General features: G+C 64.9%; 10 protein-coding genes. All 10 read left to right on the plus strand.

What is annotated here, in order from left to right; genetic code table 11:
* Window positions 1–386: 386 nt before the first annotated feature.
* The 10 genes from rpsO (at window position 387) to Pla111_RS00390 (ending at window position 15,137) form a co-directional block, all read left to right on the plus strand.
* Complete coding sequence (gene rpsO, locus Pla111_RS00340) at window positions 387–656, plus strand: 30S ribosomal protein S15 (RefSeq protein ID WP_146570292.1); 270 nt, start codon at window positions 387–389, stop codon at window positions 654–656.
* A gap of 549 nt (window positions 657–1,205) precedes the next feature.
* The gene (pnp, locus tag Pla111_RS00345) at window positions 1,206–3,326 is read left to right on the plus strand and encodes a polyribonucleotide nucleotidyltransferase (protein WP_146570293.1); all 2,121 of its coding nucleotides are present in this window, start codon (window positions 1,206–1,208) and stop codon (window positions 3,324–3,326) included.
* A gap of 174 nt (window positions 3,327–3,500) precedes the next feature.
* On the plus strand, window positions 3,501–4,280 hold the full coding sequence (locus tag Pla111_RS00350) for a sensor histidine kinase (protein ID WP_231930514.1): 780 nt from the start codon (window positions 3,501–3,503) through the stop codon (window positions 4,278–4,280).
* An 87-nt stretch (window positions 4,281–4,367) separates the two neighbouring features.
* Window positions 4,368–5,840, plus strand: a complete 1,473-nt coding sequence (locus Pla111_RS00355; RefSeq protein ID WP_197524629.1) for a GDSL-type esterase/lipase family protein — start codon at window positions 4,368–4,370, stop codon at window positions 5,838–5,840.
* Between the two features lie 63 nt (window positions 5,841–5,903).
* Entirely contained in the window at window positions 5,904–7,325 is a 1,422-nt protein-coding gene (locus tag Pla111_RS00360; protein ID WP_146570299.1) for a sigma-54-dependent transcriptional regulator, read from the plus strand.
* Between the two features lie 670 nt (window positions 7,326–7,995).
* On the plus strand, window positions 7,996–10,002 hold the full coding sequence (gene mutL, locus Pla111_RS00370) for a DNA mismatch repair endonuclease MutL (RefSeq protein WP_146570301.1): 2,007 nt from the start codon (window positions 7,996–7,998) through the stop codon (window positions 10,000–10,002).
* A 268-nt stretch (window positions 10,003–10,270) separates the two neighbouring features.
* Window positions 10,271–11,419, plus strand: a complete 1,149-nt coding sequence (locus Pla111_RS00375) for a hypothetical protein (protein ID WP_146570303.1) — start codon at window positions 10,271–10,273, stop codon at window positions 11,417–11,419.
* Between the two features lie 257 nt (window positions 11,420–11,676).
* Window positions 11,677–13,164, plus strand: coding sequence for a shikimate dehydrogenase (gene aroE / locus Pla111_RS00380; RefSeq protein ID WP_146570305.1), 1,488 nt, complete (start codon window positions 11,677–11,679; stop codon window positions 13,162–13,164).
* Between the two features lie 77 nt (window positions 13,165–13,241).
* Complete coding sequence (locus Pla111_RS00385; RefSeq protein WP_197524630.1) at window positions 13,242–13,784, plus strand: shikimate kinase; 543 nt, start codon at window positions 13,242–13,244, stop codon at window positions 13,782–13,784.
* Between the two features lie 33 nt (window positions 13,785–13,817).
* Window positions 13,818–15,137, plus strand: a complete 1,320-nt coding sequence (locus tag Pla111_RS00390; protein ID WP_146570307.1) for a prepilin peptidase — start codon at window positions 13,818–13,820, stop codon at window positions 15,135–15,137.
* Window positions 15,138–15,175: the final 38 nt, after the last annotated feature.

Consider the following 15,175-nt stretch of genomic DNA (forward strand, 5'->3'; position numbering starts at 1 on the left):
TACGGCAGGATGAAGGGGCCCAAAATCGGCCTAACGGCGGGAGAAGAGCGTTTTCGGCCCTCCGCTGGCAAGCTCTCCGACCGCAAAAGCCCGAATCCTCCCCCCGTTGGCGTTGCAAGCGTCGCGGCGGTCGGTACAATCCGGGGCTTGCAGCGTAAACGAACTTAACCACTATCGAGGCGGCGGCCGCCGTGGCCCCGCACAGGAGCAGGTGCACCCCCCGCAAACGAAGCGGCAGGGACCACGCACCAGACGATGACACACCGACGGAACTCCCTTCCCTCCTTAGCGACGTCCTGAAGGCCGTCGATTCGTCACCCCGCAACGGGCGCGGTGGCATAGCAGGGCGGAGTTGCTAGGCAGAAATCACAGCAGGCATTTTTTTAATGGCGCTTACGACCGAGAAGACCAGCAGCATTTCGAAGGACTTCGGACGGAACGAGTCGGATTCCGGCTCGCCCGAGGTACAGATCGCGCTGCTCACGACTCGGATCGCCGAGATGACTGAGCACATGCAAGTTCACAGCAAGGACTTCGCCAGTCGGCGTGGTCTGCTGCGGATGGTGAGCCGTCGTCGCCGCCTGCTGGACTACGTCAAGCGAAAGAACCCGCAGATGTATCTCGATCTGTTGCAGCGGTTGGGAATCCGCAAGTAAGCGTCCGCCTTGTCGGCCGCTTGGCCGATCGGTGTCGCTTCGACTCGGCCTTCTCAGACGATTTCTGTCGCAAGCTTTTCCGACGCATGTCGGTGAGCGTAACGAGACTCCACGACTTCCAACTGGGTCATGCCCTCGCATGACATGGTTTTGGCTGGAGGATTCTCGATCGCCCCTACCGAGACGCGTCGCTTAACGACGCCGTACCGACGGCCCGCACCGCGGTTCCCTCCCGGGAAGGCAAGCGGCAGCCACGGGCTCCCCCGCAACGCAACACCGCGTGACGGGCCCGCAACTCGGCATCCAAAAGCAGTTTCCACCAGCGGGCTCACAACCCCCACAACCACGTCCCCCCAACGCCCGCGTGTCGGGCTCAGCGGACCTTACAAACCACCAATCGGTCAAACGGCTCACCCACGGCTCTGCCCGGAATCAGCCCCGTCCAACTGCACGCGCTAACAGCTCTTTCGGTGAATCGTCGTTCGCCGAACAAATCAACCACTTTTTCGCTCAGTCTTCGTTTATCACGTCAGTAAAGGAATTGAAGTTTTGGAACGCACCTTCGTAGAGAAGCAGATCGGCCGTAGCACGATCAAGATCGAGACCGGTGCCCTCGGCAAGCAAGCCGCGGGTTGTGTGCTGGTCTCGCTAGGCGAGACGGTCGTGCTGACCGCCGCCGCCACCAGCGCCCCTCGACCGGGCCTCGACTTCTTCCCGCTCACGTGTGATTACCGCGAACGGTTCGCCGCGGCGGGCAAGTTCCCCGGCGGCTTCCTCAAGCGTGAAGGACGTCCGACGACGAAAGAGACGCTCACCTCGCGTCTGATGGACCGCCCGATCCGCCCGATGTTCGCGGCCGGATTTATCGATGAGGTACAGGTCCAAGCGATGGTCGTCGCGAGCGATCGCCAGAACGACGGCGACGTGCTGGCGATGATCGGTGCTTCGGCAGCGCTAACGATCTCGTCCATGCCGTTTCAGGGCCCGTTGGGCTCCGTGCGGATTGGCAAGATCGACGGCAAGCTGGTCGCCTTCCCGACCGCTGACGAGCTCGAGTTCAGCGAACTCGACCTGATCGTCTCGGGCACGAAAGACGCGATCCTCATGATCGAGGGCTTCGCCCGCGAGATGCCCGAGGACGAGATGACCGAGGCGCTGCTCGAAGCGCATCGTCTGGTCGGCGAGCTGTGCGACATGCAGCTCGAACTGCGTCAGAAGCTCGGTGTGGCTCCCAGCACCTACGTTTCGCCCGAGCCGAATGGGCTGCTTGAGAAGCTGGACGCCGCGTACGGGGCCAAGCTCAAGGCTGCCAAGCTAATCGCCGGCAAGCAGGACCGGTCCGAGGCTTGCAGCGCGCTGAAGGCCGAAGCGATCGCGGCGATGATCCCCGATCCCAAGGCCGAAGGGGCCATCGAACTGGGCGCGCTCAAGAATGCTTGGCACGACCTCGAGGCCAAAGTCATTCGCGCCTCGATTCTCGAAGGAACCCGTCCCGATGGTCGCGGCTCGAAAGACCTCCGGGGCATCACCTGCGAGGTGGACGTCCTGCCGCGCGTTCACGGCTCGGCGGTCTTCCAGCGTGGCGAAACGCAGTCGCTGATCACCATCGCCCTGGGCACGGGGCGTGACGAGCAACGCGTCGACGGCCTGTTCGAGGAGTACAGCAAGCGGTTCATGCTGGACTACAACTTCCCCAGCTTCTCGGTCGGTGAGTGCCGCCCGATCCGGGGACCCGGTCGCCGCGAGATCGGCCACGGCATGCTCGCCGAGCGCTCGGTGAACCCCATCCTGCCCGAGCACGATGACTTCCCCTACACGATCCGCGTGATCTCGGACATTCTCGAATCGAACGGATCGAGTTCGATGGCGAGCGTCTGTGGTGCCACCCTCGGCCTGATGGCCGCGGGCGTGCCGATCACCAACCCGGTGGCGGGGATCTCGGTCGGCCTGGTGAAGGAAGGCGAGCAATGGACGCTGCTGACCGACATCCTGGGCGACGAGGATCACTTCGGCGACATGGACTTCAAGATCGCCGGCACCCAGAACGGCATCACGGGCATCCAGCTCGACCTGAAGATCATGGGCATCAGCGAGGAGATCATCCGCGCCACGCTCCAGCAGAGCCGCGAGGCCCGGATCGAAATCCTGCGAGCCATGCTCAGCACGATCCAGCGGCCGCGTGAGACCACCGCCGAATCGGCACCCCGACTGGTTCGGACCAGCATCAACCCGGAGAAGATCGGCCTGCTGATCGGTCCGGGCGGCAAAACGATCCGTGGCATCCAAGAGGACTGCGGCGTGCAGATCGACGTCGACGAGGACGGCACGATCACGATCGCCGGGCCGGACCAAGAGACCGTCACCGCCGGCCTGGGCCGGGTCGAGGCGCTCACCGCCAGCGTGCAGGTGGGACGCATCTACGACGGCAAGGTCAGCAGCATCAAGGACTTCGGTGCCTTCATCGAGATCCTGCCCGGCAAGGACGGACTCTGCCACATCTCGGAGCTGTCCGACGGCTACGTTGCCAGCGTCGGCGACATCTGCAAGGTCGGCGATCGCATGAAGGTCAAGGTCATCGCCGTCGATGACCAAGACCGCGTCAAGCTGAGCCGCAAGGCCGCCATGGCCGAAGCGGAAGGCGAGAAGCAGCCGGCCAGCACCGAAGCCTGAGACGAACCATGACGACCTAAAAGCGAGAGCCGGGCCTCCTCGCGGGGCCCGGCTCTTTTTTATTGGCGAACCTGTTTCGTTAGCGAACATGCTCCACATGATCCTAGCGCGTGTAGACTGCTAATAGGCGGCACGCCGCTCAAGCTGATCCTCTTCACTCTTGTATCGAAAAGCGTGATCGAGAACGCCACTACCGACGAAACGGTCCAGCGGCTGATGGACCAGTACGCCGAAATCGCGCGGCTAGCCGGGGGGCTTGCGCACGAGATCAAGAATCCGCTCTCGACGATTCGGCTCAACATGCAGCTGTTGGCCGAGGACTTGCTGCCCGAACGCGACGACGATGACGAAGACGCCGTGCCGCTATCGATCGAGCAGCGCCGGGTGGCCAAGCGCATCGAGGCCGTCCAGCGCGAGTGCTCGCGGCTGCACGAACTGCTGGACGACTTCCTTAACTACGCGCGGGTGCAGCGGATCGATCTGGTGCCGCGCGACCTGAACGTGGAGATCGCCGAGGCGCTCGACTTCTTTGAGCCAGAGTGCGACGCCGCGGGGATCGAGATCGTCCCCTACCTGGACGCCGACCTGCCCACGGTGCGGCTCGATCGCGAGTCATTCCGCGGCGCGCTGATGAATCTGCTGCTCAACGCCAAGCAGGCGATGCCCGACGGCGGGCAGATTATCGTGCAGACCCGCGGCTTGGGAGATCGAGCCGCGATCTATCTGACGGATACGGGCGTGGGCATGAGCGACGCCACCGCCGGCCGTATGTTTGAGACCTTTTTTAGCACCAAGCCGGGCGGCTCGGGATTGGGACTGCCGACCACGGCGAAAATCATCGAAGCCCACGGCGGCGCGATCACGGTGCAGAGCGAGCTAGGTCGCGGCACGCGGTTCACGATTGAGTTACCCTCGGTGGCGAGGCTCCCTAAATCCACCAACGCGGCCGGATAACGCCCCGGGCCCCACCGAGCCGGCATGCCCGATTGGTTGGGTGCGGAACTGCTTCCGTGGCACTCCTGCCTGCAAGAAAGTAACCCCATGATTAACAACCAAGCGCCCGCTGTGCCGAACTCAATCGGCTGGCTGGTTGTGGTGCTCCTTCTTGTCAACATGCTGCCGACGACGGCGTCGGCTCAACCCTTCAGCGGCGATATCAACCGCTGGGTGGCGCAAGATACGCTTGCCCCGCCCGAGCCGGGGGCGATCTTGTTCACGGGCAGCTCGAGCATCCGGCGCTACGAGCAGCTAACCCGCGACTTTGCGGACTATCACGTGATCCAACGTGGGTTCGGGGGTTCGCAGTTCGAGGACCTAGTCGGATACGCCGACGAGATTGTGCTGCCATACCGCCCTGCGGCGATTGTGGTTTGGGAAGGGACCAACGACATCAATGCGGGCGAAAGCGCCGCGGAAGTGGTGGCCGACTACGAGGCGTTTGTGGCGAAGGTCCACTCGAGTCTGCCCGGCACGCCGATCTTTTACTTGGGAATCATGCCCACTCCCGGGCGTTTCGCGTGTTGCGAGACCCGCAACACCGAGGCCAACACGGCCATCGCCGCCCGCGCGGCAAACAACCCGGCGTTGCACTACATCGATCTGCCCGCCGCCTTCCGTGCGTTGTCGCCCCCCACCGGGCCAGACTTCAACGCGCTGTTCGTGGACAACATCCATCTCAACCGGGCGGGCTACGATCTGTGGACAAGCTTGATTCGTCCGCAGCTAATGGCGGTCGTGCCGCCGAACAAGGAGTTCAGTCCCAACCCCCTCTCGCCGCGACCGGGCGTACGGCTGTTGTTCGATTTCGGCCCCAGCAATCCACAGGACGGTGACGCCACGGTGGGGCCCGACGTGCGTGGCAATCACTGGAACAACTGGCACGCCGCCGAGGGGGGCATTGCCGTCAACGCCGGCGAGCGGATCACCAATCTTGTCGATACCACCGGCGCGGCAACCGGTATCAACCTCACGATTACCGGCGGCTTTGCCACCAACGGCAAGCTCCAAGGCGGGCTGCTCCAAGCCGATCCCGCACTGCTGGGGGATTTCGCGGTCGCGACCGCCACCCAAGACTATTTTTTCAGCAGCGCCGACAATCGGGTTGGTGGCGGCAATGACGACCGTCCGGGCGGATTCATGCTGGAGGGCTTGGATCCTGAACGCCAGTACGAGTTTCGCTTCTTCGGCTCGCGGGCGGTGAGCAGCCTGCGTACGACCGAGTACCGCGTCTACGGACAGAACACGGGGGTGGCCAAGCTCGTGACCTCGGGTCCAGGGATCAGCGCCGCCGGCACCGGTGCCGGAAACGACGACGAGATTGCGCTGGTCAGCGGGATCCGACCCGATGGCTACGGGCAGATCTTTGTCGATCTGACTCTGTTGCGGGGAGACTTTGCGTACCTGAATGCGATGGAAATGCGGGTGCTAGAGGTCCCTGAACCGGCGTCGCTCGGCACGCTGGGCTGGCTGGGCGTTTTGCTGGCGGCCCCGCTTTTTGGCGGTCGCGGGCTCTGAACGGGCGGGCTCCGCTGCGCTCTGGCTTTCGCACCGGGGGCCAGGGGTCCATAATCGCCTGCCATGGCGAAGAACCAAACACGAGCCACCGCGGGACCACCGATCAAGGTGCTCGTGGTCGATAACGATCACGGCCACGCCGAGGCAATGGCCGAAAGCCTGGCCAAGATCGGCTATGAGTGCCAAGTGGCACACGCCGGTGCCGAGGCGCTCCCGCTGCTGGAGAAGCACGCCTTCGAGATCGTCGTGACAGACCTGGTGATGCCCGGCGGGATCGGCGGCCTGGAGCTGCTGGGCGAAGTCAAGCAGCATCTGCCCGACGCCGAGGTGATCCTCGTCACCGGCCACGGCACGGTCGAGTCGGCGGTCGAGGCGATGCGCCGCGGCGCGTTCAACTATCTGCTCAAGCCGCTCGATCTGGCACAGCTTCGGGCGGTGGTCGATAACGCCGCCCGCAGCCAGCACCTCCGCCGCGCCAACGCCGAGCTGCGCAAACGGCTGGACGAGAAGTTCGGCTTCGAGGGGGTCGTCGGCGAGAGCGAAGCGATGCGCGGCGTGATCGAGCGGCTCAGCCGCATCGCCCCGACCGACGCCTCGGTCCTCATCCAGGGCGACACCGGCTCCGGCAAGGAGTTGGTCGCCCAGGCGATCCACCAGAACAGCCCCCGCAAGGCGCGGCCCTTCGTCGCGCTGAACTGCGGGGCCCTGTCTGAGAACATCCTAGAGAGCGAACTCTTCGGCCACATCAAAGGGGCGTTCACCGACGCCTCGCACGATCGCGTGGGCAAGTTCGAGTACGCCGACGGCGGCACGCTCTTTCTGGACGAGGTCGGCGACATGCCGCTCGCGACGCAGATCAAGCTGCTGCGAGTGCTCGAATCGGGCGAGATCACGCGCGTCGGCTCGAACGAGGTGAAGCGCGTCGATGTGCGGATCCTGTCGGCCACCAATCGCGACCTCGAAACGGCGATCGCTGAGGGCTCGTTCCGCGAGGACCTCTATCATCGGCTGAAGGTCGTGACGGTGCGGCTGCCACGGCTGGCCGAGCGACGTGATGACATACCGCTGTTGGTCGAGCATTTCGTGCGGCTGCACGCCAAGCGTCATCACAAGAAGGCACCGGGCGTGTCGGCCGCGGCGCGGCGGCGGCTGCTGGCGTACGACTGGCCGGGCAACGTCCGCGAGTTGAAGAACGCCATCGAGAGCATGGTGGTGGTTGACTACGACGGCGTGCTCGACCTGGATGATCTGCCCGAGCAATTCCTCGCCGCCGGTCCCGTCGACGAAACCGGCGAAACCGCCGGGAACCTGTCTACCGGCACCGCCCTGGCGGACCTGGTCGGCAAGTCGATGTCCGACATCGAGGGGCTGTTCATCGGCGAAACTCTCAAGGTCACCGGCGGCAACCGCGAGGACGCCGCCAAGATGCTCGGCATCGGCGAGCGCACGCTGTACCGCAAGATCAAAGAGTACGGACTCAACTGAACATGGTGCTTAGAAGACTGTCGATAGCGAGGGTAAAACGATTAAACGGCGGGATTCGAGCAATATGGTCGATTCGGGCCTAACACACCTGCTGACTTCGTTTTCAAGATGACGAGACGCGACACTAAACTCGAATCAGAAGGCGCTGAGTTCCTGGTTTTAGGTAACTTGCTGGCTCGTGGTGTTCAGTGTCACAAGGCCTACACGCAAACAGCTAGGTACGATTTGCTAGCGCTGTCACATGACCATAAGATCGCCGTCACGATACAAGTAAAAAGTCGTTGGGATCTGAAGGCTCGCGGGTTCTTCTTGAAGTCAGTCGATTCTGACTTTGTTGTGGCTGTTTTTCTAAACCGCTCAACAACTGATCCGAGCAAAGAAGCTGACCCCAAATACTTTGTGCTTCCAAAGCGAATCGTTAAAAAGTACTGGCGCGACGAGAAGGTGCCCAAGGTGTATCTCCCTGGTATCTACAACTTACAGCGATACGAGTCTGCCTGGAATCTGATAGCCGCGAATCTAGAGCCGAAATAATATCCCATCGATATAAAAGTTATTCACATTCCCCCATCACGAACTACCTCTTTATCTACACACACTAAGAACTCCCCCACGCCCGACTAACTTTGCAGCCTAATCAACTTAAGTCCAAAGCTACGGATAGCTCACGATGCCCGCGATCAAGCCCTTACCGCCGCTCGTCGTGAACCAGATTGCCGCGGGAGAGGTGGTCGAGCGGCCGGCGAGTGTGGTGAAGGAGCTGCTCGAGAACGCCATCGACTCGGGCGCAACACGGATCGACGTGCTGCTCGAAAAAGGGGGCGTCGAGCGCGTCCGCGTTGTCGATAACGGCACCGGCATCGACGCCGATGACCTACCCTTGGCGATCGCCAACCACGCCACCAGCAAGATCACCGCCGCCGAGCAGCTGTTCGAAGTCGGCACGCTCGGCTTCCGCGGCGAGGCGCTCGCGTCGATCGCCTCGGTCAGCCGTCTGACAATCCGCAGCCGCGCCCGCGGGGCCGCCGAGGGGGCCGAGCTCACCGTCTGCGGGGCCGCCGAAGCGGTTGCCGCCCCCGCCGGCTGCCCCGAGGGAACCACGGTCGAGGTCGATGACCTGTTCTTCAACACGCCGGTGCGACACAAGTTTCTGCGCTCGGCCCAGACCGAGGCGGGACACGCCACCGAAGCGTTCACGCGGGTCGCGCTCGCGCACCCGGGAGTGCATTTCACCCTCACGCACAATGGTCGGCTGATCCACGAGCTGCCCCCCTGCCCCGCCGCAGCGGACGCCACCCTAGAACCACGGCTGGCTGGCTGGCGGCAGCGGATCGCCACGCTGTTTAGCGACGACCTTGCCGCCGCGCTGGTGGCGGTCAGCAGCCGCGACGAGCGACCAGACGGCACGGCGATCACGCTCGAAGGGTTTGTCGCGAACCCCTCGCAAAGCCGCTCGCACGCGCGCCTGCAGTACCTGCTGGTCAACGGTCGCTCGATCCGCGATCGCTCGCTACAGCACGCGCTGGGCGAAGCCTATCGGGGCCTGCTGCTGAGCGGGCGCAAGCCGATCTGCTTCTTGCGGCTCGACATGCCCGCCGCGCTGATTGATGTGAACGTGCACCCGCAGAAGCAAGAGGTGCGCTTCGCTGAAGCCGGCGCGCTCTACAGTCAGCTGCTGGGAACCTTACGCACAAAGTTCCTCTCGACCGACCTGCGGGCCGGGGCGCAGACCGACCGTAGCGCCGCTGATGATGCCGCCGATGGGGGCGAAACCGGCGCGCTGGTCGCGTGGGCCCGGCAGGGGCTCTCCCAGCGTCGGCTCGACGAAGCGGCCCCCGCCGCCGGAGAGCACTTCCGCGCAGCATCTTCGGCATCGCCAACCACGGAGCGCCCGCTCGAAGCGTTCCGTCCGTTCCCGGGCGATCACACGCCGCTCACGCTGCACCGCTTTGCGGGACCGAGGCCGAGCACCGGCAACGCCGCTTCTCTTCCGAACGCACCGCTCCCGGACAGGCCCGGTACGGAGACGACGCTGTCAACTAGCAACACCGCGGAGCACGCCTCCGACGACAACTCCGCACCGCCTGCTGGCGCAGCCGCAACCCTGCCCGGCGGCCGGGCGATGCAGCTGCACGATCGGTACCTGATCGTGGAAACCGCGCTGGGCATGGAGGTGATCGATCAGCACGCCCTGCACGAGCGGGTGCTGTACGAGAAGCTGCGCCGCCGCGCGCTCGACGGCCCGCTCGAAAAGCAGCGGCTGGTGGTCCCCGAGCCGGTCGATCTGTCGCCCGCCGAAGCCGCGGCGGCGCTCGAGCACCGCCCGCTGCTGGCCAAGCTCGGCATGGAGATCGAGCCGTTCGGCGGCGACACCGTGCTCGTCACCACGTTGCCCGCGCTCTTGCGGCGGGCCACCCCGGCCGAAACGCTCCGCGAGATCGCCGCGCAGCTGGTCGCCGGCGGAGCGCCGGGTGCCCGCGACGTGTTCGACGAGCTGCTGCACAGCATGAGCTGCAAGGCCGCGGTCAAGTACGGCGACCCCCTCACCCCCGCGGAGATCGACGCCCTGCTCGCCGCCCGCGTCGACACCGAGAACCACCACCACTGCCCCCACGGCCGGCCGACGTCGCTGGTGTTCACCCGGCAAGAACTCGACCGCCGCTTCGGCCGCACTTGAGGCGGGGGGCGTTGGGCAGGCTGTCAACTCGAGCGCCCGATTGAGCAGCAAAAAAGTGTGGCTTACGCAGAGGGTTGTGTGCCGCAGCGGGGCTTGTCCGGTAGTGGGTAGCTGCGACCCGTTTCACACGGCTGGCAAGCCAGCAGTGGCACCCGGCGAAGCAACACAATCGCCCGGTTTCGTTTACAATAAGGCCACTGCCAACGCCGGGTGACTGGCGCGGTTAGCCGGTACCTACTCTGCCTGTCTCGAAATCCTGGATGCACCCATGACTTTCAAATCACTGGTACCGACGGGGGTGTCACGCGTGGCGGGCGTCGCGCGCAGGGCGGCGTTTGGCTTGCTGCTGTGCTGTTGCGCCACGAATGCCCTGGCCGCGCCGCTGACCGGGCTGACGCGGATTACCAGCACTCCTATTTTCGGTGGTAGCCCCACGGTCACGTCGGATACGGCTTACGTATCGGTTTCGAGCGAGGCGCCTGGCGTGTGGGCGGTCACTGACAGCGGCAGCGTCTTCACGCCCGCTCCGCTCTCCCCGGCAGCGCCGATAAGTAGTTTGACACGGGTCACGGAGGCTAACGATGGCCACCTCTACTACGCGGTGAACTACGGAATAGACACTTCTGGACTGTTCGGCGGCGCCGCCCTCTACAGCCTATCCAACCCCTCATTCGTTCCGGTCGTGTGGGGCGGGGATGTGACGCACGGGGGAGTGCGGAGGGACCTCGTTGGCGCCGGCACTGTGGATGATTTTATCGGCGGTGGAAGCCCCGTCTTCTTGTTGCCCAACGGCGAAGTGTCGCCGATGGAACTTCCCGACGGTTCAGCAGGTGCAGTATACTCGGCGACCCCCAACGGATACGCCATTGGGTCCGCGGTAGTGCCCATGACGATCGGAAATGCGCCCGCGGTATGGGATCCAGAGGGGAGATTCCGGTTCGTGGAGACCGCCGGCTCTCCTGTCTCGATACGTGATCGGGCAGACGGTCAGGGAGTCAATATCGGGCTCTTTTCCGGCTTTGATATTATCTACGGCGATCAACCCCCCATAGAGTTGCGAGGACCGAATAGCGACTTTCCTTACAGCGGTTTCCCAATCGTCACCGAAGGAGACTTCGTCGTGGTCGCCCCTGAATTGGGCAATGATTACTACGCTTTCTACCCGGGCATCATTCCGGGAACCACGGACCGCATGCGTCCCCTCCTTGAAGTGTTCCCGCAGTTGTCGGCGCTCGATAACCTCGTCGTCTCCGGCGCCACGTCGATGGGTGGGAACGTCTACCTAACAATCCGCGCCGCCGACGGTCTCTATCTGTTCGGCGCCCCCGACCCGTCGCTCATCCCCGAGCCAACGACGGCGGCGCTGTGCTGCGGCCTGCTCGTAGGCGCGTCCCTCCGCAGCCGTGCCCGAGCGTGACCGCCATCTGACGCCGCCCCCCGCGGGCTCTCGCCCTAGGTGCGCTCACGCGGATCCGTCTGCTGCGTTATGTAAAGCGACACTGTTTACCCAACGGTGACGCCACAATCGCGGGTCTTCCTATCTTCCCCGCGCCAGCGGCTAGCCACGGGCCCTTCGGCTAGCGAAACTAGGAGATTCTCCCGGGACGGGGCTGCCGCCCCTCGGGGAGATCCGTTTGTGCCCCGCCGTTTTCCCTGTTCCGCCCCGTCTGCCCGATGATCTGCGTCAGCATTGGCCGAAGCCGTCATAAGCACATGCTCGCCGAGCACAAGCACCTTGTCGAACAGGGGGCCAAGCTCGTCGAACTGCGGCTGGACTACATCAGCTCGCGTGTCAACTTGCAGCGGCTGCTGGCCGATCGGCCCTCGCCCGTCATCATCACGGTCCGCCGCGAGCAGGATGGGGGCAAGTTCAGCGGGACGGAAGAAGAGCGCATGATGCTCCTGCGTGAGGCGATCGCCCTGGGGGTCGACTATATCGACCTGGAAGAAGACATTGCGCACAAGGTGCCGCGGTACGGTGCCACCAAGCGGCTGGTGAGCTACCACAACTTCCGCCACACGCCCGAGAACCTGGCCGAGCTGCACGCGCAGATGGCGACCAAAGACGCCGATGTCATCAAGCTGGCCACTATGGCGCAGCACCCGGTGGACAACGTGCGGATGCTGGAGCTGGTCCAGAGCAGCGCGATCCCCACCGTCGGCATGTGCATGGGCGACATCGGCGCCCCGTCGCGCATCCTCGGCGCGAAGTTTGGCTCGCCGTTCACCTACGCCACGTTCCACCACGAGCGGACCCTGGCCCCGGGGCAGCTCAGCTTTCAGCAGATGACCGAGATCTACAACTACGATCGGATCGGCCCCGAGACGGACGTGTACGGCGTGATCGCCGATCCGGTCGGCCACTCGCTCAGCCCGCAGATCCACAACGCGGCGTTCGCCCACGCGGGGGTGAACGCCGTGTATGTGCCCTTCCGCGTGCCGGCCGACACGCTGGCGGACTTCATGAAGAACGCCGAGCGGCTGGGCGTTAAGGGATTGAGCGTGACGATCCCGCACAAGGAGGCGATCACCGCGCACCTGACCAAGGTCACGCCCGACGCCAAGGGGATCAAGGCGGTCAACACGGTCGTGCGTCGGGGGGCTGACCTGGTGGGTTGCAACACCGATTGCGGCGCGGCGATGGACTCGCTGGAGCACGCTCTGGGCGAAGTCGGTGCCAACCCCAGCCCGCTGGCCGGCAAGCGCGTGCTGCTGCTGGGGGCCGGCGGCGTGGCGCGGGCGATCGCCTACGGGCTGAAGAAGCGGGGGGCCAAGACCACCGTCGCCGGCCGCTCACGCGAACGCGCGGAACGCCTCGCCGACGAGTTCGACGGGCGGGCGATCGACTGGAACGCCCGTCAGAGCACCAGCACCGACGTGCTCATCAATTGCACGCCAATCGGCATGCACCCGAATGTCGATCAGTCCCCGTTCGGCAAGTCGTACCTCAAGCCGGCGCTGGTGGTGTTCGACACGGTCTACAACCCCGAGTCGACCCTGCTGGTGAAAGAGGCCCGGGAGCACGGCTGCACGGTCATTACCGGGGTTGATATGTTTGTGCGTCAGGCGGCTCTGCAGTATCAGTTGTTCACCGAGTCGGCCCCGCCGACACAACTGATGCGCGAGACCCTGAAGCGGGCGATCGGACCCGTGCGCTACTAGCAAGCCGCGGCTCTGGTTGTGACACAACCGTCTTGTGCGTTGTTCTTACTGCCCGGCATGGCCCCCCACGATCTGCTTTGAACGCCTCGCCACCTCAGACCGAGCTGCTGTTCCTGACCGGTTACCGGGGCAGCGGCAAGAGCACGGTTGCCCGCCTGATCGCCGCGCGGCTCGGTTGGGAGTGCGTTGATTCAGATGACGTGATCGAGGCCGAGGCCAGCCTGCCGATCGCCCAGATCTTTGCCGAGCAGGGCGAGCCGGCGTTCCGTGATCTTGAAGAGCGCGCGGTGGCGGGCCTCTGCACGCGTTGCCAAACGGTTGTCGCGCTGGGCGGCGGGGCCGTGCTACGCCCGGCGACGCGCGCGCGGCTCCGGGCCGCGGGGCCGGTTGTGTGGCTGACCGCTTCCGCCACGACACTTGCCCAGCGGATTGCGGGCGACACCGCCAGCGACGTCCGCAGGCCCCGCCTGACCGGTTTATCGGGGCTCGCAGAAGTCGAGCAAGTGCTGGCCACCCGCGAGCCGATCTACCGAGAGTGTGCTACCGTTGCGATCGATGGCGAGGGCCGCGACCCCGCGGCGATCGCCGACGAGGTGGTCGACTGGCTGCGTGGCCGCTAGCCCCCTCTCCAGCCGCTCAGCCGGAAGCCCGCTGTGTCCTTCGCTCTGCTCACGCTCGTCTTTCTGCTCTCCGCGGCGGCCGCCTCGCTCGGCAACGCGGCGGTTTACGAATTCGCGTGGAACGCCCGGCGCGTCTCGCCTTGGCAACCTGCCGCGGAAGGGGTCGCTCAGCGCAACGGGCTGGACCGCGTGCCGATCCTCGGCTGGCTGCGGCTGAGGCGTGACCATAAGGTTTTGGGGCGTGGCTTCTGGGTGCGCCCGCTGCTGGTGGAATTGGGGTTCGCCACGGCGATGACCTGGCTGGCGTGGTGGGAGGTGCTTCGCGCGGGGCTCGTCACGCCCCAGATTGGTGCGCCGCTCGACGCCGCCTCGCTCGCCACGCCGCTGCTGGCAACCCTCGCGGCACACCTCGTGCTCGCGTGGCTGATGCTCGTCGCCTCGCTGATCGACGTTGACGAGAAGACGATCCCCGACGCGATCACCGTCCCCGGCACGCTGCTCGGACTGCTGCTGATTGCGCTGCTGCCCGGCGGGCACCTGCCCAACGTCGAGGCCCGCTACACCGCGCCCGCGGTGGGCGTGCCGCTGCAAACCGGGGGCAAGCCGCTCGATGACGGGCTGGGTAACAACGTGTGGCTCGAGCCGACGCATGTCACGGCGCCGCTCGACTGGCCCGCGACGCTGGTGGGCGGACAAGGGCACGGTGTATCGCTCGGGATCGGCTTGGGCTGTTACGCGCTGTGGTGCTTTGCGCTCACGCCCCGCTACTGGCGGACCCGACACGGTTACGCACGCGGGCTGGGACTGCTGCTACGCCGCGTGGGCAGGTCGCTCCGCACCCGGCCGTTGCGCGAAATCTTTCTGGGCGGCGTGCTGGGGATCACCACGGTCTGGTTCACCGGTGGGGCCGCTTGGCAAGGATTGCTTACAGCGCTGGTTGGCATGGTCCTCGCCGGGGCAATCGTGTGGTCCGTGCGGATCATCGGCTCGCTCGCGCTGGGGCGCGAAGCAATGGGCTTTGGCGACGTAACGCTGATGATGATGGTCGGCACGTTTGTCGGCTGGCAGGCCGGGCTGCTGACGTTCTTTCTTGCCCCGTTCGCGGGACTCGTGGTGGGGATTGCGCAGCTCGTGCTGTGCCGTGATGACGAGATCCCCTACGGCCCGTTCCTGTGCCTAGCGACCGCCGCAATCGTGGTCCGCTGGGGCCACGTCTGGCCCGAGGCCGAAAAACTGTTCGCCCTGGGTTGGATCGTGCCGGTCGTGCTGCTGATATGCCTGGTGATGCTCGGCGTGCTGCTGGGCATTTGGCGGGTCATCAAGCAGCGACTGCTCGGCATGGGCGATGCTTGAGCGTCACTACTTCCTTCCCCCCCCGTCGCCGCTAGCAC

Origin of the sequence: Botrimarina hoheduenensis, from assembly GCF_007859815.1 — a bacterium.
GTDB classification, from domain to species: domain Bacteria; phylum Planctomycetota; class Planctomycetia; order Pirellulales; family Lacipirellulaceae; genus Botrimarina; species Botrimarina hoheduenensis.